This window comes from Nitratiruptor sp. YY08-10 (genome assembly GCF_016629565.1).
In the GTDB taxonomy this organism is placed as follows: Bacteria; Campylobacterota; Campylobacteria; order Campylobacterales; family Nitratiruptoraceae; genus Nitratiruptor.
Genome location: NZ_AP023057.1, coordinates 861,471 through 884,654, shown reverse-complemented (window position 1 = coordinate 884,654; position 23,184 = coordinate 861,471). Strand labels below are relative to the sequence as shown.

Annotated in this window: 28 protein-coding genes; 6 read left to right on the top strand and 22 right to left on the bottom strand. The window is 39.9% G+C overall.

The window, feature by feature from the left end; translation table 11 throughout:
* Positions 1-44 precede the first annotated feature (44 nt).
* Together JG735_RS04825 and JG735_RS04820 are read left to right on the top strand one after the other, a co-directional pair.
* Positions 45-359: a TraR/DksA family transcriptional regulator gene (locus tag JG735_RS04825; RefSeq protein WP_201335691.1), complete on the top strand. Its 315-nt coding sequence runs from the start codon at positions 45-47 to the stop codon at positions 357-359.
* 1 nt (position 360) lies between these two features.
* Entirely contained in the window at positions 361-801 is a 441-nt protein-coding gene (locus tag JG735_RS04820; RefSeq protein WP_012082450.1) for a Fur family transcriptional regulator, read from the top strand.
* Between the two features lies 1 nt (position 802).
* Here the strand turns inward: JG735_RS04820 and JG735_RS04815 are convergent, their stop codons facing one another.
* Genes JG735_RS04815 through JG735_RS04775 form a run of 9 tightly spaced genes read right to left on the bottom strand, consistent with a single transcriptional unit; the run spans position 803 to position 9,189 of the window.
* Positions 803-964, bottom strand: coding sequence for a hypothetical protein (locus tag JG735_RS04815; RefSeq protein ID WP_158297273.1), 162 nt, complete (start codon positions 962-964; stop codon positions 803-805).
* The gene (locus tag JG735_RS04810) at positions 954-1,160 is read right to left on the bottom strand and encodes a hypothetical protein (RefSeq protein WP_201335690.1); all 207 of its coding nucleotides are present in this window, start codon (positions 1,158-1,160) and stop codon (positions 954-956) included. The genes JG735_RS04815 and JG735_RS04810 overlap by 11 nt, the downstream gene beginning before the upstream one ends.
* Positions 1,160-1,693: a molybdopterin adenylyltransferase gene (mog, locus tag JG735_RS04805; RefSeq protein WP_201335689.1), complete on the bottom strand. Its 534-nt coding sequence runs from the start codon at positions 1,691-1,693 to the stop codon at positions 1,160-1,162. The genes JG735_RS04810 and mog overlap by 1 nt, the downstream gene beginning before the upstream one ends.
* On the bottom strand, positions 1,686-2,216 hold the full coding sequence (bioV, locus tag JG735_RS04800; protein WP_201335688.1) for a pimelyl-ACP methyl ester esterase BioV: 531 nt from the start codon (positions 2,214-2,216) through the stop codon (positions 1,686-1,688). The genes mog and bioV overlap by 8 nt, the downstream gene beginning before the upstream one ends.
* Positions 2,203-3,885, bottom strand: a complete 1,683-nt coding sequence (locus JG735_RS04795; protein WP_370583448.1) for an ATP-dependent metallopeptidase FtsH/Yme1/Tma family protein — start codon at positions 3,883-3,885, stop codon at positions 2,203-2,205. Before JG735_RS04795 ends, bioV begins: the two co-directional genes overlap by 14 nt.
* Positions 3,848-5,023, bottom strand: coding sequence for a tRNA (N(6)-L-threonylcarbamoyladenosine(37)-C(2))-methylthiotransferase MtaB (gene mtaB / locus JG735_RS04790; protein WP_370583471.1), 1,176 nt, complete (start codon positions 5,021-5,023; stop codon positions 3,848-3,850). The genes JG735_RS04795 and mtaB overlap by 38 nt, the downstream gene beginning before the upstream one ends.
* Before the next feature lie 53 nt (positions 5,024-5,076).
* On the bottom strand, positions 5,077-6,687 hold the full coding sequence (locus JG735_RS04785) for a mechanosensitive ion channel domain-containing protein (RefSeq protein ID WP_201335685.1): 1,611 nt from the start codon (positions 6,685-6,687) through the stop codon (positions 5,077-5,079).
* Positions 6,681-7,730 carry a 3-dehydroquinate synthase gene (aroB, locus tag JG735_RS04780; protein WP_201335684.1) on the bottom strand — a complete coding sequence of 350 codons (1,050 nt, stop codon included), beginning with the start codon at positions 7,728-7,730 and terminating at the stop codon, positions 6,681-6,683. The genes JG735_RS04785 and aroB overlap by 7 nt, the downstream gene beginning before the upstream one ends.
* Before the next feature lie 49 nt (positions 7,731-7,779).
* Complete coding sequence (locus JG735_RS04775; protein ID WP_201335683.1) at positions 7,780-9,189, bottom strand: COG3400 family protein; 1,410 nt, start codon at positions 9,187-9,189, stop codon at positions 7,780-7,782.
* A 25-nt stretch (positions 9,190-9,214) separates the two neighbouring features.
* Between JG735_RS04775 and tgt the strand changes: the two genes are divergently transcribed.
* Genes tgt through pdxA form a run of 3 tightly spaced genes read left to right on the top strand, consistent with a single transcriptional unit; the run spans position 9,215 to position 12,022 of the window.
* Complete coding sequence (gene tgt, locus JG735_RS04770; RefSeq protein ID WP_201335682.1) at positions 9,215-10,336, top strand: tRNA guanosine(34) transglycosylase Tgt; 1,122 nt, start codon at positions 9,215-9,217, stop codon at positions 10,334-10,336.
* A complete protein-coding gene (locus JG735_RS04765; RefSeq protein ID WP_201335681.1) occupies positions 10,333-11,130 on the top strand; it encodes a pyridoxine 5'-phosphate synthase in 798 nt (265 codons plus the stop codon). The genes tgt and JG735_RS04765 overlap by 4 nt, the downstream gene beginning before the upstream one ends.
* On the top strand, positions 11,108-12,022 hold the full coding sequence (gene pdxA, locus JG735_RS04760) for a 4-hydroxythreonine-4-phosphate dehydrogenase (RefSeq protein WP_201335680.1): 915 nt from the start codon (positions 11,108-11,110) through the stop codon (positions 12,020-12,022). The genes JG735_RS04765 and pdxA overlap by 23 nt, the downstream gene beginning before the upstream one ends.
* Here pdxA and JG735_RS04755 read toward each other — a convergent pair.
* The 13 genes from JG735_RS04755 to ruvA all read right to left on the bottom strand — a co-directional run bounded on the left by JG735_RS04755 (position 12,017) and on the right by ruvA (position 21,920).
* A complete protein-coding gene (locus tag JG735_RS04755) occupies positions 12,017-12,322 on the bottom strand; it encodes an MTH1187 family thiamine-binding protein (RefSeq protein WP_201335679.1) in 306 nt (101 codons plus the stop codon). The two genes, pdxA and JG735_RS04755, sit on opposite strands and share 6 nt — an antisense overlap.
* Positions 12,323-12,338: 16 nt before the next feature.
* The gene (locus tag JG735_RS04750) at positions 12,339-13,103 is read right to left on the bottom strand and encodes a hypothetical protein (RefSeq protein ID WP_201335678.1); all 765 of its coding nucleotides are present in this window, start codon (positions 13,101-13,103) and stop codon (positions 12,339-12,341) included.
* 9 nt (positions 13,104-13,112) lie between these two features.
* Positions 13,113-13,454, bottom strand: coding sequence for a nucleotide pyrophosphohydrolase (locus JG735_RS04745; protein WP_201335677.1), 342 nt, complete (start codon positions 13,452-13,454; stop codon positions 13,113-13,115).
* On the bottom strand, positions 13,444-13,941 hold the full coding sequence (locus tag JG735_RS04740; RefSeq protein WP_201335676.1) for an HIT domain-containing protein: 498 nt from the start codon (positions 13,939-13,941) through the stop codon (positions 13,444-13,446). The genes JG735_RS04745 and JG735_RS04740 overlap by 11 nt, the downstream gene beginning before the upstream one ends.
* Positions 13,941-15,791: a TRAP transporter large permease subunit gene (locus JG735_RS04735; protein WP_201335675.1), complete on the bottom strand. Its 1,851-nt coding sequence runs from the start codon at positions 15,789-15,791 to the stop codon at positions 13,941-13,943. The genes JG735_RS04740 and JG735_RS04735 overlap by 1 nt, the downstream gene beginning before the upstream one ends.
* 117 nt (positions 15,792-15,908) lie before the next feature.
* Positions 15,909-17,333 carry a UDP-N-acetylmuramoyl-tripeptide--D-alanyl-D-alanine ligase gene (locus tag JG735_RS04730; RefSeq protein WP_201335674.1) on the bottom strand — a complete coding sequence of 475 codons (1,425 nt, stop codon included), beginning with the start codon at positions 17,331-17,333 and terminating at the stop codon, positions 15,909-15,911.
* Positions 17,330-17,599: an acylphosphatase gene (locus tag JG735_RS04725; RefSeq protein ID WP_201335673.1), complete on the bottom strand. Its 270-nt coding sequence runs from the start codon at positions 17,597-17,599 to the stop codon at positions 17,330-17,332. Before JG735_RS04725 ends, JG735_RS04730 begins: the two co-directional genes overlap by 4 nt.
* The gene (locus JG735_RS04720; protein ID WP_201335672.1) at positions 17,586-18,308 is read right to left on the bottom strand and encodes an alpha/beta fold hydrolase; all 723 of its coding nucleotides are present in this window, start codon (positions 18,306-18,308) and stop codon (positions 17,586-17,588) included. Before JG735_RS04720 ends, JG735_RS04725 begins: the two co-directional genes overlap by 14 nt.
* Before the next feature lie 51 nt (positions 18,309-18,359).
* Positions 18,360-18,530 carry a hypothetical protein gene (locus JG735_RS04715; protein WP_201335671.1) on the bottom strand — a complete coding sequence of 57 codons (171 nt, stop codon included), beginning with the start codon at positions 18,528-18,530 and terminating at the stop codon, positions 18,360-18,362.
* Positions 18,531-18,612: 82 nt separating this feature from the next.
* Entirely contained in the window at positions 18,613-19,218 is a 606-nt protein-coding gene (locus JG735_RS04710) for a trimeric intracellular cation channel family protein (protein WP_201335670.1), read from the bottom strand.
* On the bottom strand, positions 19,196-20,332 hold the full coding sequence (locus JG735_RS04705; protein WP_201335669.1) for an aminoacetone oxidase family FAD-binding enzyme: 1,137 nt from the start codon (positions 20,330-20,332) through the stop codon (positions 19,196-19,198). Before JG735_RS04705 ends, JG735_RS04710 begins: the two co-directional genes overlap by 23 nt.
* Positions 20,329-21,357: a D-alanine--D-alanine ligase gene (locus JG735_RS04700; protein WP_201335668.1), complete on the bottom strand. Its 1,029-nt coding sequence runs from the start codon at positions 21,355-21,357 to the stop codon at positions 20,329-20,331. The genes JG735_RS04705 and JG735_RS04700 overlap by 4 nt, the downstream gene beginning before the upstream one ends.
* 8 nt (positions 21,358-21,365) lie before the next feature.
* Entirely contained in the window at positions 21,366-21,920 is a 555-nt protein-coding gene (gene ruvA / locus JG735_RS04695) for a Holliday junction branch migration protein RuvA (protein WP_201335667.1), read from the bottom strand.
* 43 nt (positions 21,921-21,963) lie between these two features.
* On the opposite strand from ruvA, the gene JG735_RS04690 reads away from it, so the two are divergent.
* On the top strand, positions 21,964-23,166 hold the full coding sequence (locus JG735_RS04690) for an MFS transporter (RefSeq protein WP_236583864.1): 1,203 nt from the start codon (positions 21,964-21,966) through the stop codon (positions 23,164-23,166).
* Positions 23,167-23,184 lie beyond the last annotated feature (18 nt).

Below are 23,184 nucleotides of genomic sequence, written 5' to 3'. Positions count from 1 at the left end.
CCTTAAAATTATGTATAATTATTTTAACAATCTAAGGAGTTTACATGACACAAGAGCAGTTGGAGCATTTCAAAAAAATATTACAGGAACGATTAGATCGTGTCCAAAAAGAGATCGATGCTTTATTGAATGAACTTGAAGAGGTAGGAACATTTGAAAATATTGATGATATAGAAGATCTCGCTCAGCTTGAAACGATCAATGATACCGATAAAGCGCTCCTGCAAAAACTCAATGAAGAAAAAAAACAGATTCTAAGCGCCTTGCGAAAAATCGAAAATGGAACCTATGGTCAATGCAGCGACGGCTCAACGATACCTTTGGAAAAATTGGAAGCAGATCCTTTATATGAGTGCTAAGATGAAAAAAAATCTAGAAAAATATCTCCAAGAGCTCAAAGAGATCGTCAAAAAAAGAGGATTGAAACACTCTTCGCAAAGAGAGCAGGTTCTAAAAGTTCTTTTTCATGCCAAAGAGCATCTCACCCCGGAAGAGATATACAACAAAGTAAAAAAAGAAAACCCAAATATCGGTTTGGCAACCGTCTACAGAACCCTCTCATTGTTAGAAAAAGAGGATATGGTCAGTAGCGTCTCCTTTGGCCATGAGGGGAAAAAGTATGAGCTGAACCGCGGCGAGCATCATGACCATATGATCTGTCTAGAATGTGGCAAAATCTTGGAATTTTACGATGAGAATCTCGAAAAGCTCCAAGAAAAAATAGCAGAGGAACACAACTTCAAGCTCCTAACACATCAGATGAACCTATATGGCATCTGCAAAGAGTGCCAAAAGAAATAGACTATTTTCTGTAGATCAGCTCTCTTTGCTCTTTTGGCTTCTTTGCGTCACTTTGTACCTTGTTTACCATGTAGACTGGAGCAACGAAAATAAATAGAATGGATGCCACTAAAAAAAGAGCGAGTAGATACATGGGTATAAGTCGTATATGTTTACTCTTCATGGCTGCTCCTATCCACTAATTCCAACGCTTCGAGAGTATTGATCAAAATCTGCTTTTTCGTCACAAGTGGCTTTGTTTTCAGGTTCTTTTGCTTTTTGTCCAGTTTCGGGTTCGCTATGATTTGCATAAACTCCGCTTCCAGATCTTTCAACAGTTCATCCATGCACTTTTTGTATTTTTGCGTAATATCGCTCATTATTTCGCCTTTGGCCTGAAGGCTCGAATCACATCTTCATTTGTCTTGATATATGGTCCTCCTATGAGGTCGATACAATACGGAACTGCCGGAAAAACCGCATCAAGACATTCTCGGATGCTTTTTGGCTTTCCAGGCAGATTGATAATGAGGCTTTTCCCCCGTATCCCGGCAGTTTGGCGCGAGAGAATTGCCGTTGGAACATATTTGAGACTTACAGAGCGCATCAACTCTCCAAAACCTGGCATCATCTTCTGGCAAACTGCTTCTGTAGCCTCTGGGGTCACATCTCTTGGTGCCGGGCCTGTCCCGCCAGTCGTCACGACCAGTGCGCATCCCTCCTCGTCACAAAGCTCTATTAAAGCCTTTTCAATCTCTTTTTGTTCATCGGGAATACAGCGATATACTATCTCGAAATCGTTCAAAAGATACTCTTTCATCGTATCCATGATCGCTTTGCCGCTGATATCTTCATAAATTCCCGCACTTGCCCTGTCACTGGCTGTTACAACGCCTATTTTGATTTTATCCATTACTCCCCCTTAATAGATGTCCAACATCTTTGATGTAGTAGACCTGTCCATATTTTTGAAAAAAATCTTTGCTTTTTTGCGGATTGACAATTTTATCCAATGCACCTATATAGACTTCGATATGAACTCCACTTTGAACCAGAAACTCCAGTGCTTTGTCATCCCAGATGAAAAATAAAAGTGCTTTAAGATCACCTAAAGATGGTTGCGTAAAAAATTTTGAATAATCTTTTTTGGATGGATAGATAGCTTTTTTATAAAAAAACTGCAAATAGGCATCTTGGTTTTTCACAAAAGACAAGACCTGTTTATGCTTGAACTCTTTTGGCTCTTCATCGAAATATGCAGGCGATATGAGTTGTAACGTATCGACTCTTTTGTTCTCTTGTACCAGTTTTAGTGCTTCTTGAAACGCTTTTTGCGCTCCATAACTAAATCCTGCTATCGTAAAATCACTTCGATTCAAAATATCGAGAAAAAGGATTTTTTCATTGTGAAAGCCAAAACCGCTAAAAAACTGCATCCACGATCCTCTTCACATCCTCTTTCGTCACAGACTCATGCTCTTGAAGATAGGTTGCTATCTTTTCCACCAGTGCAAAATGGCTGCTTAGATACTCTTTGAGTTCAGCTTTCGCTTCCTCCACAAGCTTGATCGCATCGTTAATATCGGCAAAAAGTCTCTCTCCCATACCGTATCGCACCACCATCTCTTCAGCAAGCACTTTTACCCGTTTCAAATCTTCTGCAGCATTGGAGAAGGTTTCATTGTATTTGAGTTGCAAAGCCACGTATCCAGCAAGAAGCGCTTTTATTTTCGACATGAAATCCTGTTTGGAAACGATCTCTCTATCAATATCTTTGAGGTATCCGCCAACGAGCGTAAGCTTATCAAAATCGACCCCATACCAGTAAGCGCACAGAGCCTTCGCAGCCTGATAAATACTTTGAATCTCTTTTTCCTTTTCGTCAAAAACAAGGAGTTTTTTCTTGCCATAGAGTACTTTATCTTTGACTGATTCAAAATCACTCAACTCCACGATTTTTTTTCCCAACTTCAAAGCATGTAAGGCTGCCTCATTGACAAGACTGGCTAGAGCGGCACCGCTAAATCCCACGCTCATATCTGCAAGTTTCTCCAGATCTACGTTGTGTGGGATCTTTCGAAGATAGATTTTGAGTATCTTCATTCTATCTTCTTTGTTCGGCAAAGCCACATAGATTCTTCGATCAAAACGTCCAGGTCGAAGAAGCGCTTCATCCAAAACCTCGATCTTGTTCGTCGCCCCTATGACGATGACCCCACTGGAAGCCTCAAAACCATCCATCTCGGTAAGAAGCTGGTTGAGCGTCGCTTCGCGCTCATCATTTCTCATACCGCCTCTGGCTTTTCCCACTGCATCGATCTCATCGATAAAAACGATGCTTGGGGCCATCTCTTTTGCTTTTTTGAAAAGCTCGCGAACCCTTTTCGCTCCCATACCTACATATATCTGTACGAACGCACTTCCACTTTGATAAAAAAACGGTACCCCGGCTTCACCCGCTACCGCTTTTGCGATCAATGTCTTTCCGACTCCTGGTGGACCCACAAGCAGCACGCCTTTTGGCATGCGAACCCCGAAGCTTGTATATTTTTTCGGATCTTTCAAAAAGTCTATTATCTCTTCAAGCTCCTCTTTCACTTCATCGATGCCCGCCACATCATCAAAGGTATAAGCACTCACTTGCGGCTTGATATCCATCTTCATCTCAGGCGTTTCAGCCGGAGCGATCTGTATCTGATGCTTGATAGGGATAGGCTCTTTTCTTTGGCGCTTGAGATAGTATACAAGATACCCCACAAAAAAAGCCAAAATAATAATTGTTAGAAGATCATAGAGATTTTGATAATTTTCCTGCATCTTGATTGGGACTTTTTTATACAACTCTTTCGTATCGATAAACTCTTTTGGGATTTTATACTCGATACCGCCACTTTTTATATAGACATATTCGTTTCCTATCTTCGCTGAATCGATCATGCCGTTTTCAAGAAGCGTCTGATAGGTCGTATAATCAATACTTTTTTGCGGAAAATACTTCACAAAAAAAAGTGCGGTAAGCGTTATGAACAGTATAGATGACAATGCGATGATTATGATCTTTTTTGATTTAGAACTTTGCAAAATTGCCCTCTTCTCGTACTTCATATTGACTAATATTAACCCAATTTCCTTTTAAATCCAATGTGCTCTCAATAAAAATAGGGTTATAGAACTGATCATATCCAAAAAAACTTCCCCTCTTTTCTCCCTCGACAAGAACATGCAAGTCTCTTTGTTTTTCCCTGAAATCGATATTTTTTTGTTTGATAAGCTCTTGAATCTTTTTGTATCGCCCTTTTGCCACATTACCTGGTACCTGGGACTTCATAGTGGCTGAAGGTGTACCGTCTCTTTTAGAATAGGTAAAAAGGTGTATATGGGTCAAAGGGAAAAGTTTTAAATTTTCATACGCCTCTTCGAAAATCGCTTCACTCTCACCCGGATGTCCCACAATAAAGTCTGTTCCAATGGCATATCCATGTGAAGCGATCTCTTCAAACAGTTTCAAATCCTCATGAACTCTGTTTCGGCGATTCATGATTTTCAGCATCCTATCTGAGGTATGCTGTAACGCGATATGCAGATGCTTTGCCATCCAAGGCTCATCCAGAATCTCTTTCAATTCATCTGTGATCTGAACCGGTTCTATAGAACCTAGACGAATACGGCGAACACCACGTATCATAGCTGTTTTTTTGAGGAGTTTCGCCAAAGAAGTGCCGTTATCTTTCCCATAGCTTCCCACATTGGTTCCAGTAAAGATAAACTCTCCAAAGCCGTTTGCCGCCAATTTTTGGATCTGTTCCAAAATGAGTGATTCATCCAGACTTCGGGCATTGCCCCTGACATAGGGGATAATACAGTAGCTGCACCTGAAATCGCACCCTTCCTGGATCTTGATAAAAGCTCTGCTTTTGCCGATAAATTCGCTTACTATAGTCTGATCGACAGACTCAAGATCGCCAAGCTGAAAAAAATGCTCTTTTTTGAGCAGTTCATTGATTCGCTCTTTTTCGGAATGCCCAAAAACGCCAAGGACTTTTTTCTTTTCAAAAAGCTCTTCCCCTTTGGTAAATGCACCGCATCCAGTCAAATAGATCTTTTTATTCCCTTTTTGCATTCGGTTGATATAATTTCGCACACTGCTGTCTGCTCCGTTGGTTACGGTGCAGGAATTCACAACGACAATATCGGCATCCTCTTCCTTTTGGGTGATGGTAAAGTCTTTGAGCCTGCTCATCATCACCTGCGTATCGAATAGATTTGTCCGACATCCGAATGTTTTAAAAAAAACTTTCACGCTTCAGCCTCTTTCATCTCTTTTGGCAACCTTTTATCATTAAAATCCTCTTTTGTCAAGAATATTTTTTGGGCTGGATATGTGATTTTGATATCCTCTTCTTGCAAAAATTTCTCGATGACTTCGGCACTAATGGTACTTCGTAGAGTCAACGTAGCATAAGAGTTTGTCTGATACCATAAACTTATACGAATCCCATAGTCCTCTGCAAATGTGTAGACCCTCACATCCACATTTGTATTTTTGAGATGGTAGGTCGATCTGAGTTTGTTGAGCTGTTTTCTTGCAATATCGGTATATCCTTTGGCATATTTCCTTGCCGTCTCTTTGGCGATATGAGAAGCCTTTTTATAATTGGAATCAAATGTGATATTGAAGTTGATATTGTCCCAGACCGTTTTGAGACCGGAATGGGTATAGTTAGCTATCAAATCGGTAAATATGTAGTTATTGGGAACAAAGATGATACGGCCGGATCGGATATTGTGGAGGTAACTGGTCAAAGTGACATCTTCAAGTATCGTAATTCGTAGCAAAGAGATATCCACCACATCACCCACATACTCCAAACCGTTGCGTTTGACCTTGATTCGATCTCCCACATGGATCGATCCGCCAAAAACAATCACCATCCATCCAAGGAGGCTCATAAACATATCTTTCATCGCAATGGCAATACCAGCCGATGCAAAACCCAGTATCGTAATGAGATAACCTACATTCTCTATATAGGAAAAAAGGAGAATCATAATGATAAGTAACGCAAGTAGAAAATTTATAAATTTGTTTGCCATATAGGCCCGCTGATTATCCTGTATATATTTATGGATAATCCATTTCAAAAAGAGACTAAACATCAAAATGCCCAAAATAATGGCACCGATACGGAATGCCTTTTCTCCTTGGATTTTGATCTCGTCTGTTGTTTTTAAAACGTTTTCTTCAATTTTTCGTTTATAAACTCTCAGAGTCTCCTTTGCAACTCTCAAAGACTCCTGAAAATCTTTAATCTCCTTTTGTAATGCTTCCAGTTCATCTTTCTTGATAACCGTAGGATCCATTTTAGCTATTTCGCTCAAAATATGGTACTTTTTATTCAATAGATCCAACGCCGTTTGCATATCTTGTAATTTTTGCAAGTAGTACTCTTTTGAACTGTTGAGCTGTTTGATATAGGAAAGTGCCGTGATAATGTCGAAAGGATTTTGAATAGTTGGTGGTTTGGGAAGTGTAGGCGGTTTGACGATTTCCATAAAAGGAGATTCCTGATACTCCTTCAGAAGTTCAAGTTGATTTTTCAGTGTCTCTTTTTTTGCCAAAAGATCTTGTAATCGCTTTTTTTGCCGTCTTCTTTTCGCTCTCCAGATCTGTTTATCAAGATCTTTTAGCTCTTTGCTTATTTTATAGTAGGTCTTATAGTTCTCATACTTTTTGAGCCATATATTTTGCTCAATTTTTTCCTTGAGGTGATTGAGATCTGATCGCAACTCTTGAAGATGGAACCGCTTTTGGATCTCTTGCTGCTCTTGTTGCTCTTGGATTGAAGCATTTTGTTCGGCATATAACGACAAAACAGACCAAAAGACAACCAATAAAAGTTTCAGCATTTCTCAAACTCTCTTAAAACATCGATGATCTGATCTTTTTTGATTGTATCTGTGATCACAAAATCTCCGATACCTTTTGGCAAAACGAATTTGATCGTATCGTTTTGCGTTTTTTTATCTAAGAAAAAGTGTTCATAAAAATCCTCTGGATCTTTTACTTCGTAACAGACAGGCAAATTGTATCGTTGCAGCAGATTTTTTATTTTTTCCGCATCCTCTCGGCTCAGCAGCCCGGTTTTCACGGCAAGTTCATTTGCCATCACCATCCCTATAGCCACCGCTTCCCCATGCAAAAATCGCTTATATCCCGTTTCGTTTTCAATCACATGGGCAAAAGTGTGACCGTAGTTGAGACTCGCCCTGATACCACCTTCACGTTCATCCTTGGCCACGATAGCTGCTTTGAGTTCAACGGATCGTTTTATAGCGTATTTGAGATTATCTTCTTCTTGAAGATCGTTTTTCATAAGCCATTCAAAAAAGTCTTTATCGAAAACAACTGCCATTTTAACAATCTCGGCCACACCTGCAGAAAACTCTCTTTGAGGCAGTGTCTTTAAAAAATGAGTGTCGATATAGACCGCTTTTGGCTGGTGAAAAGCACCTATGAGATTTTTGCCAAATCGATTGTTGATACCCGTTTTTCCTCCTACACTGGCATCCACCTGAGAAAGCAGTGTCGTAGGAATCTGTATAAAATCGATCCCCCTTTGAAAAATGGAAGCAGCAAATCCGGTCATATCTCCAATCACACCACCGCCAAAAGCGATAAGCATAGATTTTCTATCAAGTTTATGATCAAAAAGTCTATCGAGTAAAAAATCGATCGTTTCTTGATTTTTATAATCCTCACCGTCAGGAAGCGTAATGATATAAAGTTCTGGAGCTTCGATTTTATTTAAAAGATATTTCAGATGCAGTCCGGCAACTTTGGGATTTGTCACTATTGCCGCTTTGGATGTAAGCTGTATTGTTTCAATCGGACCGATATGAATCGGATAATTTCGATCCTCGTGTTTTTTGAGATCTATAAACACTTCCATAAATCACCTTTTTTAGTTTTATACAATTATAAAAAAAGTTCTCTTTCTTTTAGGTTACAGGAATAAACATCTGGTGGTGCATACCAAGTTTGTAAAAAAGAGCTTCCGGATCGGTACAAAAAGGATTAAAAAATGTGGATTGTGCCACTTTTTGGCTAAAAGGATAGACCAAAAGCAAATCTTCTTTCGATCTGAGCATACGAATGGGATTTGATCTTGTTTTTTCTATCACTATCGGTTTGGAAAAAATATTTGCAAGATTTTCAAAATGCTCGATTATCTCTTGTGTCTGGGCAGAACTTTGTTCAAGATACTCTACAAGTTTCAACGAAATTTTTAATTGAATCGCGATATCAAAAACGATGGAAGATATGGTTTCTAGTTTTTGATTTTTTGTCAAAATCAATTCCAACTCTTTTATTTTGGACAAGGATGAGTCGGCGAGCGAAAAAACTGGAATGTTCATCTCATATAAAAGCGAGCGACAATGTCTTTTCATGAATGTTTTGTGATGAAGCATAAAAAGGCCGATACGCCGATGTTCAAGATCTTCTTGAACATTTTGTTGCAACGATCTGTAACGGTAATCCACCATCACCTCAATCGTATCACCGTCATAATTCTTGATAAACTGCAACAGTCCGATGTCGTTTGGGTTGACAACGCGGATAAAAAGCTTTTTATCTTTGAAACGGCTATGCGCATATACTCCACTCAACACCATATGCCGGATCGATTTAGGACTCAACTCCTCCATATCCACAAGCAGATAGGAGTTGGTACCAAATGGCATAGGAAACTGTCCCACTTCTCTTTTGATAGAGCGATAGACGTTTTTCAAAACATCCGGATCGCCGATAAGTAAAAGAATATCATTTGGCCATATCATTCTGCTTGGAGTGGGGAGCAAGAGTTTATTATTTCTATATATAGCAGCTATTTTCCAGTTTTTTTGTTCAATGGATCCGATATGCCGATAGACATAACTGCTTCCAAAAGGGACAAGAACTTCCATAATTTCACCCAAACCAAGTCCCACATTTTGTGCGATAACAGGAACATTTGGGAAATAGTCCATTACCCTGCTAGCAAGAATTTCATTTGCATTGAGTAATCGGAAATTTTTTCCTTGAAACTTTAAATCCCATTTATCCAACACGACAATATTGACATTGTTATCGAGTCTTCGAACGTTTTCAAAAGATGCAACGGTATCGATTTTATTGCCTAAAACGATTATCACTTCGTTATATTTTTTATTAAAGAGGCGTGAAAGCTTCACAAACGAAGTGGGATCAAAATGATAATAAAGAATGTTTTCTGCACTCTGTGAGGGTTTGATAGCAGGATCGTTATAGACGATATGATAGAGATTGTTCGTTACTTGATTTTTTACAATTCTTTGTAATAGATGTTTTGCTACAATTCCATCAGCAAGTACTAAAACATGGGTTTGCACCAAGCCCCTTTATAAAGGAAATTTATTGGATTTTTTTATTGACGCTACCGACAATAACGCCAGAGCCTGTACTATAAAAACATCACATTCTACCATAAAAACGCCAGTGTTTATGCCTGTCGGAACGGCTGCCAGTGTAAAATCTCTCGATACTATCGACTTGAGAGACATCCTTCAAACACAAATTATTTTGGCAAACACATACCATTTATATCTAAGACCGGGAGACGATGTGGTCAAAAAACTTGGAGGACTACACGGATTTACCGGTTACAATCGAAGCTTCCTGACAGATAGTGGTGGCTTTCAAGCTTTCAGTCTTAGCGATATCAGCAAAGCCAATGAAAAAGGCATTCAATTCCAAAGCCACATAGATGGTACCAAACACTTTTTTACTCCGCAAAAAGTTTTAGACATCCAATACAATCTTGGTAGTGACATTATGATGATTTTAGATGATCTGGTCGCGCTTCCGGCAACTAAAGAGCGTCTTGCACTCTCTGTCGATCGAACCACCCGATGGGCACAAGAGTCGATCGAATACCACAAAAAAATGCAAGCACAAGGCATAGGAACCAGCCAAAATATCTTTGCCATTATCCAAGGCGGAACCGATTACGTATTTCGTAAAAAAAGCGCTATGGAACTGACGGCTCTCGATTTCGACGGATTTGCTATAGGAGGGCTCAGCGTAGGAGAGGAAAATAACGTCATGTATGATACAGTAGAGTTCACAACTCCTTTTATGCCCAAAAACAAACCAAGATATCTCATGGGCGTAGGCACACCAGAAGATTTGGTTGAATGTATCGACCGAGGCGTAGATATGTTCGATTGTGTGATGCCAACAAGAAATGCACGAAACGGGACGATATTTACCTCTTTTGGCAGACTCAACATCAAAGCTGCAAAATATAAGCTTGATCAAAACCCTATCGACGAAAATTGTAACTGCTATACATGTCAAAACTATACAAGAGCCTATCTCAACCATCTTTACAGAGCAAAAGAGCTGACATATTACCGGCTCGCTTCCATTCACAATCTGCACTACTATCTAACGCTCATGAAAGAAGCAAGAGAAGCAATCCAAAAGGGTGAATATAAAGCGTTTAAAAAAGCATTTTACGCAAGGAGACAATCATGAAACTCGGTGTCAACATCGATCATATTGCAGTACTGAGAGAAGCGAGAAAAATCAATGATCCCGATCCCATAGAAGCTCTTTCCATCGTGAAAAGAGCAGGAGCAGATCAGATAACCATCCATCTTCGTGAAGACAGACGACATATCAACGATTATGATGCAAAAAAAATTATTGAGCTCTCCTCTCTTCCGGTGAATATGGAGTGCAGCATTGATCCGGATATCATTGACATCGTTGCACAGCTCAAGCCTCACAGAGCAACACTTGTCCCTGAAAAGCGAGAAGAGGTGACTACAGAAGGTGGTCTTGACGTCATTGGACAGTATGAGCGCATCAGTGATGCCATAGAAAAACTGAAAGCGAAAGAGATAGATGTCTCCTTGTTTATCGATCCGGATATCGAAATCCTAGCGGCCTGTGCCGATACGGGAGCCGATATGGTGGAACTGCATACAGGAGAGTATGCAAATATCTATGCAATGCTCTATTCCAATCTATCCAAAACGCCCCACTCCATCAAATCTTTGGAACTTTCTCGAAAAGAACTGCAAGATAGGCTCTCCCTCGCTATCGGGGACTTGGAAAACGCTGCGATTTACGCTGCAAAATCGGGACTGCTCGTAGCCGCTGGACATGGTCTTAACTACCAAAATGTCGGAACAATTGCTGCAATGCCAAATATTATTGAACTTAATATCGGCCAAAGCATCATCGCTAGAAGTATTTGGGACGGCCTCTTCGAGGCGGTAAAGAAGATGAAAGAATTAATCGATGAAGCCAGTCATTGCCATTAGCCTTGGCGATTTTAACGGTATCGGCCCAGAAATTGCTCTAAAATGCCATGATATTATCAAACAGTCTTGCACTCCCCTTTACTTTACCAATTATGAAATGATTCAAAAAGCAGCCAGACTTTTAAATATGCATATTCCAAATGATTTTGAAATAGAGTATGTCAAAGGCGATTTTCCGATAAAACCTGGAAAAGTGAGTAAAAAAAGCGGTGTTTTTTCGTTCCGTGCTTTCCAAAAGGCGGTTGAATTTACCAATTCCGGCATTTGCGAAGCGCTAGTTACTCTACCAATCCATAAAGAAGCTTGGATGAAAGCGAATATCCCCTACAAGGGCCATACAGATTATATGCGAAAGAGATTCAAAAAAGAGGCCATCATGATGCTTGGCTGCCCAAAACTTTTTGTAGCTCTTTTTACGGAACATATCCCTTTGAAAAAAGTACCGAGTTGCATCGAAAAAAAGAGACTCGCTCAATTTTTAATCGATTTTTACCGTGAAGCTGCGCCTAATAAACCTGTTGCCGTTTTGGGTCTCAATCCGCACGCCGGTGACGGGGGAGCACTGGGCGATGAAGAAAAAGTAATAAAAAAAGCGATCGACAAAGCAAACAAAGCAGTCAAAAAAGAAATCTTTTTCGGTCCAGTTGTACCTGATGTAGCGTTTACGCCAAATTTTAGAAAAAATCTTACTCACATTGTCGCAATGTACCATGATCAGGGCTTGGCGCCTTTAAAAGCACTCTATTTTGATGAGTCAATCAATGTCTCACTCAATCTCCCCATTTTACGAACTTCAGTGGATCATGGCACCGCTTTTGATATTGCCTATAAAAACCAAGCCAATACACAAAGTTATCTCAATGCTGTGCAATATGCCATCTCCCACTTATGAAGAGAGATGCTTCTGCACTGATTCAACCTTTTGTTTTAATCTATCTTTTTTCCCTGGCCTGATATCAAACTTTACTACACTGTACACCCGTTTGCATCCCATCTTTTCCAGAGCATGGTACATTTTTGGAATCAACGCGCTCACCTCTTCCACACTCTCTCCCTCGACGATAGTCGCCATGGGAGTGAGTTGATATGGCAGTCCACTTGCTTCAATAACCTTTAAAACCTCAGCTACATACTTGCTTTTACTCTCACCAACATCCGTTGGAAACATCGCTATCTCCATTAGAACCGACATCTACTCTCCTTCGTCTCTACTCTTTGGCATATTCTGAAGCAAAAACGTACACACCGGCATTATAAAGACTCAAAAGATAGGCAATGACAAGGACAAGAGGCAACAGAATGATACTCATCGACATCGGTATCAAAAGCATAAAAACGCCTAAAAGAATCAAAGACCAAATGAGAATGAGGATAAAATACTCTTTATTGAAGCATCGTTTCCAATATCCTGGATTGAAAAGCAAAAAAACTTTTTTAAAGCCATCATTGAACGTCTCTGAACGAATCACCTCTCCCATAACACTAGGAAAAAAGTAAAAAAGAAAAGCTCCGATCACCAATATCACCAATCCAAGTATCCCATTTGCCATGAAACCGGCTGCCATTTCCTGCTCTACGGCAATACCGTTTTGCATCGTTTGCATATCCATATGCATATTCATTCCCATAACCATCATCATAAGAGCCATAAAAAGAAGCGAAAGCAAGAAAAGAGCCAAAAATGCCCCGGCTGCAACGTGCAGATGTTGAATCAGCAAATCCCCTATTTTAGAATCTTGTGCTACCTGGGCCATCTCTTCTTCGCTCTTCACTTGTAAAAGCGCTTTGCCAAAATAGATCTGTACGCTGAGGCTTAAAATGGAGTATGCCAAAACAAAAAGCATTCCAACAATTGGAATAGCACCCAAAAGACTAATAACTATCAAAATTGCCAAGACTCCAAAATTGAGTGCATAATTTCCCTTAAAAAAATTCCAGGCAGCTTTAATCGCCGTTATATTGTTTTTTTGCATTCACTCTCCTTAGCATCCGCTTTTTTTCATACTTTTTGCCATTTCAACCGGAAATCGCTTTTGATTTTTTGCAATCTTTTTCTTTGATGCCTCATACAGATCTATATCAAGGACCGAGGCGAGTCGCAATAGATAGTGTAACACATCTGCCATCTCTTCACCAATTTCTGCCTTTTCTGATTGGCTAAACTCTTTGGCATCTTTATCACACCACTGAAAATGTTCCATAAGTTCTGCCGCTTCTATCGCAATACTCATGGCAAGATTTTTGGGTCTGTGATACTTTTGCCAATCCCGCTCTTTGATAAACTCATCCAAAAGATGCTGCAGTTCATACAGACTACCCTTCAAAATACTCCTTTGCATGGCTTTTCAGTTTCTTATATATTTTGAAAAAATCAGTGCTATAGACTCTTGTATGGCCAATTGTTGTGATAAAGTTCGTATCCCTTTGCCACCTTGGTACCAGATGCATGTGGATATGTTCTGCTATCCCTGCTCCTGCTGCTGCTCCTAAATTCATACCAATGTTGACGCCCTCGGCATTGAGTACATTTTTCAGTAAAGCTACCCCTTGTTTCGTCAATCGTGAAATCTCTTCCCAATGCTCTTGTGGCAAATTTTCCAAATTATCGATATGCTGATTTGGAATAACCATAAAATGACCCGGCGTATAGGGGTATTTGTTCATAACAACAAAAGAGTATTTGGCTCTATAAAGCACTCCAAGTTCTTCATCCTCTTCAGGATGCTTGACAATATAGCAAAATACACACCCTTTGATTTTTTTCCTCGTCACATACTCACTTCGCCATGGGGCATATACAATATCATACATCAAAACACCTTTATCAAAGATGGAAAGAGATAGATGATTACAAGCACAACGATCTGTAAAAGGATATATGGAATGACACCTTTATAGATATCTTTTGTTTTTACGAGATCACCGGCCGCACCTTTGAGATAAAAAAGACTAAATCCAAATGGGGGTGTCAAGAAAGAAGCTTGCAAATTGAGTGCCACTAAGATGCCAAACCACAAAGGATCGATATTGAAATGTGCAAGAAGCGGAACAAAAAGAGGGATCACAACAAAAGAGATCTCAACGAAATCGATAAAAAATCCAAGGAGAAAGATAATCGCCATGGAAACAAGCAAGAAAGTCTCTTTATTACCTATTTGATAGGCAAAAAACTGTTTTACAAGCTCTTCACCGCCAATCTCATTAAAAACAAGACTAAATGCAGTGGCACCGATCAAAATAGTAAAAATCATAGCGCTCAGCTTTACTGTCTCAATCGTTACATAAACAATCATCTCTTGATTGAGCGTTTTTGTAAGCAGCGTTAAAATCAAGGCGCCCACGACACCCATGGCTGCAGACTCAGTTGGAGTGGCAATTCCAGCAAAAATAGATCCAAGCACTGCCAAAATCAGGGCAAAAGATGGAATGATGGCTTTTGTCAGTTCCAAAACAGTCGGTTTTTTCTCCAGTTTGATAGCCGGTGCAACATTTGGTTTTAAAAAAGCAAATGTAAGAATATAAACAATATAAAAAAAGACCAGTAAAAGTCCTGGTATAACTGCCGATTTAAACAGATCGCCAACACTTACACTCAAAACATCTCCAAGTACAATGAGAACGATGGAAGGAGGGATGATCTGTCCAAGTGTTCCGCTTGCAGCAATCGTTCCACTAGCAAGTGTCTTGTCATATCCATAGCGGATCATCACAGGCAGCGTTATCACACTCATCATCACCACACTTGCCCCGACTATTCCCGTTGCCGCGGCCAATATCGCTCCAACAATCACGACACCCACAGCCAGTCCACCTCGGATATTGCCAAACATCAGTCCAAGATTTTCCAATAAAGATTTGGCGATTTGGCTCTTTTCCAAAATGAGCCCCATCAAGATGAAAAGAGGGACAGCCATCAGCGTGAAGTTTTGCATGATGCCATAAATGCGCATCGGAAGCATCTTAAAAATGGCAAAGCTCAAATCCGCATCGATCAATGCAAAAACGATTGCAGAAGCGGCAAAGACAAAGGCCACCCGAAATCCAAGCATCAAAAGAACCAAAGAGAGTCCAAACATCAAAAGAGCCGGGTGCAAAAAGTAGTACAAATCAACAAATCGAAAGGCTACGACCGTAACCACGATCAAAACTGCAATGAAAAAAGCCTTTTTCCACTCTATTTTTTGCGAAATTTTGATGATTTCACTGATAGCTTGCAGAAAGAGCAACAATGCAAAAAGGACAATCGCTGATTTGATAAGCCACCTATATGGAAGACCGCCAGGGTCACTCGATGCCTCATGCTGTAAGAAACTTTGCCATGTGAAAATCCCTGAATAGTAAAGAATAATCACTGAAAAAGGAATGATAAGCAGCAATGCATCGTAAAAATTGATCAATGCTTTTGTCTTTGGAGAAAAACGCTCATAAAAGATATCGACCCGTACATGTTTATCATGCTTGAGAGCAAATCCGCTGCTAAGCAAGAAAGTGAGATCAAAAAAGTACCACTCGAGCTCTTGCAGAGCGATAGAGCCTTCATGAAAGAGGTAGCGCATGAAAGCATCATAAAAAACCAAAAAGGCAAGAATTAATGCAATCAAAGCACTGAAATAGGCAAAAAATCTATTGAGCTTATCAATCCATAAAGAGAGTTTATTCACCCATTTTCCTTTTGAAAATGTATTCGAAAACCTTCTGCAAAGCAACAACGATCAATACTAAAGCAATAATCGCCAAAAACTCTATGGCAAAATCTTTTATATCTTCCATATTATCCCTTACATAAACGAGGGAGTATCGTTACTAAATAAGATCAAATCGCCACTTTTTGTCTTTTTTGCAAGAACATCTTGCAGCTCATTTTTATCTTCCACGATAATCGTATCAATAGTGATATATTTTTTTAGTATCTCTTTGTTTATTTTACCCGTTAAGATGGCAAGATCAAAAACATCGTTGATTTTTTTTGCCAGTTCGATATTGCTTTTTTCGTCACTCTCAACGATACCGGGCGTTACCACCACTTTTCTGCCAGGATAGCTTTTGACAAGTTCATAGGATGCAATCATCCCTTCCAAATTGCCATTGAAGCTATCGTCGATGATCTTTTTGCCTCCGGCTTCAATTCTTTGGAGTCTATGCTCAACTCCTTTGAGCTGTGATACACTTTTTTGCAGCGTCTGCATATCGATACCAAACTCTTTTGCCACCAAAATGGCAGCTGTGATATTGAAGGCATTGAACGCTCCTAAAATTGGCGCTTGGAAATGAAAAACCTCTCCTTGCAACTCAAGATCCCAGCATACCCCATCCAAATCGGCTTTGACGTTTTTGATATTTGAGCCAAATTTGACAAATTTTGGATCATCTTTAACAGGCAATCCGTCCCACAAAAAAGATTTTTTTAACCGATTAGAGTGCAAGATCTCCAGCTTCGTCGCGATGATGTTTTCCAATGTTTTAAAGTATTCAATATGTTGGGGGCCGACTTTACCAACTACTGCATAGTGATGATTGAGAAATTTCGTGATTTCCAAAATATCGCCACGCTCTCTGGCTCCTGCCTCCACCACATACACTTCACATTTTGGAGGCAAAGCAGTGTTGATATCTTTGATGATTCCTGCCAGAGTATTGACACTTCTTGGTGTTTTGTAGACTTGGTATGAGTCGTTCAACAGCTGATAAATGAAGTTTTTGATGCTGGTTTTCCCGTAACTTGCCGTAACTGCTATGATGGTAGGGTCTATCGTTTCAAGTTTTTTTCTCGCCTCTTTTTTATACAGCGCCATCAAATAACTCTCGATGATATTGGAGAGCAACAGCGCAACTGCCAGAGGCAATACAGTACTAAAAAGCGGACAATGCAATTTTGCAATACATAAAAGATCAAGAAGCAGTGTAATCCCAAAAAGAAGCAGAAAAAAACGTTTCACTCGAGCTGTAAATACCAGTTTTTTATCAATTTTTCGCTGCCAAACATAAAGGATCGCTCCATAAAAAATGTCCATAACCAAAACATATTCGCGAATTGCGATATAAATAAACAGAGGCGCTAAGAAAAAAAGAATATGTTGCCATGGAGCGTGATGGTGCAATACAACTCTACTGAAGCGGTAGTTGTACCATTGCAGATTTTGAATCAGATAAAACCCAAGCATAAGGACAAAAAGAGTATGCCCAATGAGATGCAGCCAAATCATCGAAGCACCTCAAAAGGTCCGCTGAACGTTTTTTTGATAGGCTCGATTTCGATCGACTCCACTTTTGCCAAAGGTGGTCCTTCATGTAATGCTTGCAAAAACTCCTCCCAGACAGTTTCGGGAACACTTGCCTCCACTTCCACAGACCCATCAGGAAGGTTTCGCACAAATCCACTGATTCCGAGACTGTTGGCAATATCTTGGGTAAATCGTCGAAACCAAACCCCTTGTACCCTTCCTTTTATGATACATCTACAGTTTTTCATACCGCTCCTTCACGATTTTACAGATCTCTTTGCCTTTATCCAAAAAGAAGTAATGGTCACCATTGAGAGGGAAAAAGGTACTGTTTTTAATTAACTTTGCAATTTTTTTACCGCTTTGCAACGATGTTGCTCGATCTTCCTCTCCCCAAAATATCAAAGCCTCGCTATGACATTTCTCAAAATGGGAAGAAAAATCTTCATTTACAACATTTTTAAATGTCTCATACATCGCTTCACTCATCCCTTTGGCATCTCGTGAGACAAAAAGATTTCTAAGTCGTGCAATGCCAAAAGGTTTGAGCATTTTAAAAAGAGCTATTTTCATTCGCACTGTAAGGGGCTTTTTTTCCACAATCCCGGCACTGCTCAAAAGCACAAGCATTTTGGGCTCAAGCAGTGTCGCAACCTTACCGCCAAAAGAGTGACCTACGACGATATCAGGACGAACGTTTAAATCTTGTAGAAAAGTTTGAACGATATTTGCATAATCTTTTGTGGTCAAGACCGATTCGTTCGGACTTTTTCCAAATCCTGGCAGATCAAGATAGATCGATTTGTAAGAACAGTGTTTTACAAAAGCCGTTTGCATGAGTTCTTTATTGCTTCCCCATCCATGCAAAAAAAGAATCGCCCGATCACATTTGGGATTTTTCAGTTCATAATTCAATGAAAAAATTTTTCCGTTATAAGATATTTCACGAATAGCCAAAAAGATCCTCTTTTTTGATTCAATTGTACCAATAAAGAGGTTAAAGCTAATTTAGCCAACAGGTTTTGCTATGGATCTTTCATAACTGCATGTTTTTACGCACGATCGTTTGCTTGTTACATCCATTATCACCCAAATGGTCGTAATGATCATAAATACCACGAAAGCAGCCAAAATTGCGGTAACAAGGTAGATATTTTTATACTCTTTATTGAAAGTCATTACAGCCTCCTTTTGCGGGCTATACTATATTGTGCTCTTATCTATCTAAAAATCAAATTATAACTATTTTTAATTTATAAAACTATGCTTTGGGAAGGTTCCATTGCCTGTAATAGGCAATCATGCGAAGCAAAAACGAGAAGACAAAAATAGATACAATACTCAATGTATTCATGAACTGCATTTTATCTACAGCATAAATGAGTCCTCCGGTAATGATCGCAACACTTCCGTAAAAATCGCTTTTGAGAATCAATGGGACCTGATTAAGGAGCATATCACGCAAAACTCCACCGCCAACAGCCGTGATGAGTGCAACCAAAATAACGCCAAAAAAGTTGAAATCTGCCTGAGTAGCAACCATCGCTCCTGTAATAGCAAAGGAAACAAGACCGATCGCATCACTGACGATAAAAAGTGTCCTATTTTGAAAATGAAAATATTTTTTCAAATGAAACAGATAGGAGATCAAGACAACTGAAATCACTAAAAGAGAAGGCAGCGAATGCGAAAAGGCGTATGGGGTCCTATCCACCAAAATATCGCGCAAAACTCCTCCTCCGAGTGCTGTCAAAAACGAAAGGATAAAAGCACCCAAAAGATCGAACCGCTCTTTTGCCGCTACCCAGTATCCGCTCAAAGCAAAGGCGACAATTCCAAGGATATCAGTGATTTCCAAGATACTCATATATCCCCTTTGCTGCGCTGTATCCGCTGGAAAAGGCCCACTGCAAATTGTATCCGCCAAGCTCTCCAGTGACATCGAGAACTTCTCCAGCAAAAAAGAGACCAGGAACATGAACACTTTGCAAACACTCATCCATATCTTGCAAATGCACACCCCCTTTTGTAACTTCCGCCCTTTCATATCCAAAGGTTCCGGCGGGTGCAAAAGAGTAGGACTCAAACAGTCTCAACCTTTTTCTCTCATTCTCCCCTAACTGCTCATATCTTTTATCTTGAAGACCGATGACCTGCAAAAATCGTTTTACAAACCGTTTTGGCAAGGAGATTTGCGAACTGATATGTTTATGAGGTACAAACCTGGGAAGTTTTTTCAAAAAAGCGATTTCGATCGTTCCTTTCTCCCAATACAGCGATGCATTCAGTATGGCTGGTCCACTGATGCCTCTATGTGCAAAAAGGATATTGTCACAAAACTCCTTCTTGCCCACACGCACCGTTGCTTCAAAAGCAATTCCACTAAGCTCTTTGAACCAAAACTGCTCTTTTTGAACCGTCAAACCGACAAGAGCAGGACGAAGTGGTGTCACATTCAATCCATTTCTTTTGGCTATTTCATATCCTATACCGCTTGCCCCGATTTTTTTATAGCTTAAACCTCCTGTAGCAACCAGTACAGCTCTTGCCTTCAACTCATTGCGTGCAGTTTTTACCAAAAAATGGTCGCCGACTTTTATGAGGTCTAGAATTTCTGTACAGGTGTGGATTGACGCATTCGTTTCCGAACGAAGAATTTCGATAAGCTCCTGGGAAGATTGGGGACAAAAAAACTGATATTTTTTCTGTTTTACAGGCTTACAACCTCTTTGATGAAGCCATGAAAGGAGCTTGTTGTTATCAAATCTTTGAAGAATCTGCCACGCTTTATCAGGCGTTGAGGTAACGAAGTTCTCGATGCTGAGCTTTTCGTTTGTTACATTGCAGCGCCCTCCCCCGCTTATTTTTATTTTTTGGGCGATTTTAGGATTATGTTCAAAAAGAGCCACTTTTTTGTTTTTAAGATGCGAAGCGGCAAACAGCCCGCTTGCTCCGGCTCCCAGTATCGCTACATCAATCACTTTTTCGCTGACTGAATGGAATTGATATATCGATAATCTATAACAATATTTTTTGATCTTGGAAGATGCTTCGAAACATCGTCCAAAACGGTTTTGAAATTCTCAAAAAGATAGTTTGCCAGGCTTCCTGGAACCGGATTGATTTCGTTGAGATAGAGCTTTCCATCATGAACAAAAAAATCGATTCGAATAATTGCCCCTAAAAAGAGAGGATCGTATATCTTTTCAAAGGCATTTTGCATCTGCAAACGTAGCGTTTCACTCAATGAAGCATCCTCGACTTCTCCGCTTCTTCCAAAATCGAGATATTTTTTCTCAAAATCGAGCAATTTCTCTTTTTTTACAGCCTCTATTTTGGAAAAGTGAAATCTTTCTCCTTTCGCTCCAGCTAGGTTATACTCTTCGATCCCTTCAATAAATGGCTCTATCAAGACCTCATCATCAAACTCAAAGGCCACATCCAGTGCATATTCCAGCTCAGAACTATCGTGAACCACACTCACTCCGATGCTGCTTCCAAGATGGTTCGGCTTGATGATGATAGGATATTCAAAATCTATTGCTTTTTCATCTTGCTTCCTTAGAAGCTGATACGGCAAAACTTCTATTCCACACTCTTTTGCATAGTGCTTTGTCAAAAGCTTACTGTAGCTTATCACACTTCCTTCTATCCTGGGTCCTATATAGTCGATTTCAAAAAATTCCAACAAAGAAGCCAGCTTTCCATCCTCACCATCGGCACCATGAACAAGATTGACCACAACATCGGCAGCAATCTTTTTCTCTTTCAAAAGAGATTTTTGATAAAAACCGCCTTTTTTGATCTCAATTTTTGGTGATTTTTTATAATCGCCCGAACTAAAATAGTTGGATTTGAGATTCGCTTTCTCGATGAGATAAAAATCCCTATTGCTATCCAAAAAGATAAAAATGGCATTTGGCAAAATCTCCTTAATAGCAATTGCGCTGACAATACTAATCTCATGTTCATAACTTTTTCCGCCAAACAATACAGCATACTGCATCACTGCTCCTACAGTTTTTGAATTTTTTTCAGTGCCTCTTTGACCAAGCTTGCCGTATCTGTCGCCGTGCACTCTTGTAATGCTTTTTGAATCTGCTCTTTTTTAAACCCAAGGCTTTGCAGAGCCATAGAGGCTTCCTGAAAAGCGCTGGAAGCAACATTGGATTCAGAGATGTCGAACTCGCCAAGTTCAACGAGAATCCTTTGCGCACTCTTTGGTCCAATTCCAGGAACTTTTTTGAGCATCGCAACATTTTTTTGCTGGACAATTTGGACAAACTCCTCAGGCTTGAAGGTGGAACAGATAGCGATAGCAACCTTTGGTCCAACACCGTTAAGTTTGATGAGTCTGTCAAACATCTTCTTTTCATTGATATCCACAAATCCGTAGAGACTTTCACTCTCTTCTCTGATGATATGAGTCGTATGGAGGCGAATCTGTTTCTTGTCTATTGCAGCACTTGCATTTAAAGAGATAAACACTTCATACACAACACCATGCACTTCGATATGCAAAGAGGTGGGTTCTTTTCTAACTACTTCTCCCACAAGTCCAACAATCATAGCCTCTCCAAAGTTTTTGCAATTTTATCATATAATTTGCGCCATGAACTATGCAAAGAATAATCTCAAAAACGTCCTACACGGTTTTTTCCTCGCCATCGCTTTGGGTGTGGCAGACCCGGCAACCACACTGCCACTTATTATCCACCATTTTAGTTCTGATGTTACGATTGTAGGATACTACACTTCACTCTTGCGCGGTGGTGCCATTTTGGTTCAACTTTTCGCAGCCTTTTATGCACAAAGTTTCGCTCTTGTGATGCCCTATCTCAAAAGAGTCTTTCTTACAAGATTTCTCAGTTGGCTCAGTATCGGACTTGTGCTTTATTTCATCGGAGACAAAAATCCAACACTAACGCTTCTTCTCATCGCTCTTTTTCTGTTCATTTTCAGTTTTTCAGCCGGTTTTGGAAGTATCTATTTCAATGAGATTTTAGCAAAAGTTTTTGATCAAAATACAAGAGGAAAATCGATGGCAAACAGACAGTTTTTTGCTGCTATCGGTTCGATCCTAAGCGGTATTGCCGCAGGATTTATCTTGCAGCACTACCCGGTACCTGTGAGTTACGCCTATCTTTTTATTATCAGTGCATTTTTGATGGCTATAGGATTGATCGCGTTTTCTACCATCAAAGAGCCTGTCAAAGAAAATATCACGAAACGGGAAAATAGTTTTGGAGCATTTTTGAAAAACGCTTTTGTGCTTTTACGAAACGATAAAAGACTGCAGCGCCAAATCTTCACAGTATTACTTAGCTACTCCTTTTTGTTCTCATTTGCATACGTCATTTTGCAAGCAAAAGAGCATATCCACTTAAGCGGATTTCTCATAGGCGGATTTATCGTTATCCAGATGAGTGGTGCCCTTCTTGGAAACATCATCTACAAAAAGATGTCGCCAGCATACAAGCAAATAATGATACTTGCTTTTGTACTCTCTATTCTTGCTTTTTTCATACTGCTTCTTTCCCATCATACTTTCAGTTACATTACAGCCTTTTTTCTGCTTGGCATGGCAATAGACGGATTTCGCATCGCTTCTATCAATCTTTTGATCCATATCGCTCCCGAATCAAAACGCCCCGTCTATATCGCCTTGCAAAACAATCTCACTTCCATCGGTCTCTTTTTTGCAATTCCCGGCGGCTTCATTCTCAAATTTTTCGGCTATGAGATACTCTACACTTTTACGATCATTATGCTTCTATTAGGACTTCTTTTTGCCACCACTTTACAAGAGCATTGACTCTTACGATCAGCTTTT

What these genes read in the sequence shown, in the direction of transcription:
- JG735_RS04825 (WP_201335691.1), top strand. Translation starts at nt 45, where the DNA reads ATGACACAAGAGCAGTTGGAGCATTTCAAAAAAATATTACAGGAACGA.
- JG735_RS04820 (WP_012082450.1), top strand. Translation starts at nt 361, where the DNA reads ATGAAAAAAAATCTAGAAAAATATCTCCAAGAGCTCAAAGAGATCGTC.
- JG735_RS04815 (WP_158297273.1), bottom strand. Translation starts at nt 964, where the DNA reads ATGAAGAGTAAACATATACGACTTATACCCATGTATCTACTCGCTCTT.
- JG735_RS04810 (WP_201335690.1), bottom strand. Translation starts at nt 1,160, where the DNA reads ATGAGCGATATTACGCAAAAATACAAAAAGTGCATGGATGAACTGTTG.
- mog (WP_201335689.1), bottom strand. Translation starts at nt 1,693, where the DNA reads ATGGATAAAATCAAAATAGGCGTTGTAACAGCCAGTGACAGGGCAAGT.
- bioV (WP_201335688.1), bottom strand. Translation starts at nt 2,216, where the DNA reads ATGCAGTTTTTTAGCGGTTTTGGCTTTCACAATGAAAAAATCCTTTTT.
- JG735_RS04795 (WP_370583448.1), bottom strand. Translation starts at nt 3,885, where the DNA reads ATGAAGTACGAGAAGAGGGCAATTTTGCAAAGTTCTAAATCAAAAAAG.
- mtaB (WP_370583471.1), bottom strand. Translation starts at nt 5,023, where the DNA reads ATGATGAGCAGGCTCAAAGACTTTACCATCACCCAAAAGGAAGAGGAT.
- JG735_RS04785 (WP_201335685.1), bottom strand. Translation starts at nt 6,687, where the DNA reads ATGCTGAAACTTTTATTGGTTGTCTTTTGGTCTGTTTTGTCGTTATAT.
- aroB (WP_201335684.1), bottom strand. Translation starts at nt 7,730, where the DNA reads ATGGAAGTGTTTATAGATCTCAAAAAACACGAGGATCGAAATTATCCG.
- JG735_RS04765 (WP_201335681.1), top strand. Translation starts at nt 10,333, where the DNA reads ATGAAACTCGGTGTCAACATCGATCATATTGCAGTACTGAGAGAAGCG.
- pdxA (WP_201335680.1), top strand. Translation starts at nt 11,108, where the DNA reads ATGAAGCCAGTCATTGCCATTAGCCTTGGCGATTTTAACGGTATCGGC.
- JG735_RS04755 (WP_201335679.1), bottom strand. Translation starts at nt 12,322, where the DNA reads ATGTCGGTTCTAATGGAGATAGCGATGTTTCCAACGGATGTTGGTGAG.
- JG735_RS04750 (WP_201335678.1), bottom strand. Translation starts at nt 13,103, where the DNA reads ATGCAAAAAAACAATATAACGGCGATTAAAGCTGCCTGGAATTTTTTT.
- JG735_RS04740 (WP_201335676.1), bottom strand. Translation starts at nt 13,941, where the DNA reads ATGTATGATATTGTATATGCCCCATGGCGAAGTGAGTATGTGACGAGG.
- JG735_RS04730 (WP_201335674.1), bottom strand. Translation starts at nt 17,333, where the DNA reads ATGATTTGGCTGCATCTCATTGGGCATACTCTTTTTGTCCTTATGCTT.
- JG735_RS04725 (WP_201335673.1), bottom strand. Translation starts at nt 17,599, where the DNA reads ATGAAAAACTGTAGATGTATCATAAAAGGAAGGGTACAAGGGGTTTGG.
- JG735_RS04715 (WP_201335671.1), bottom strand. Translation starts at nt 18,530, where the DNA reads ATGACTTTCAATAAAGAGTATAAAAATATCTACCTTGTTACCGCAATT.
- JG735_RS04710 (WP_201335670.1), bottom strand. Translation starts at nt 19,218, where the DNA reads ATGAGTATCTTGGAAATCACTGATATCCTTGGAATTGTCGCCTTTGCT.
- JG735_RS04700 (WP_201335668.1), bottom strand. Translation starts at nt 21,357, where the DNA reads ATGCAGTATGCTGTATTGTTTGGCGGAAAAAGTTATGAACATGAGATT.
- ruvA (WP_201335667.1), bottom strand. Translation starts at nt 21,920, where the DNA reads ATGATTGTTGGACTTGTGGGAGAAGTAGTTAGAAAAGAACCCACCTCT.
- JG735_RS04690 (WP_236583864.1), top strand. Translation starts at nt 21,964, where the DNA reads ATGAACTATGCAAAGAATAATCTCAAAAACGTCCTACACGGTTTTTTC.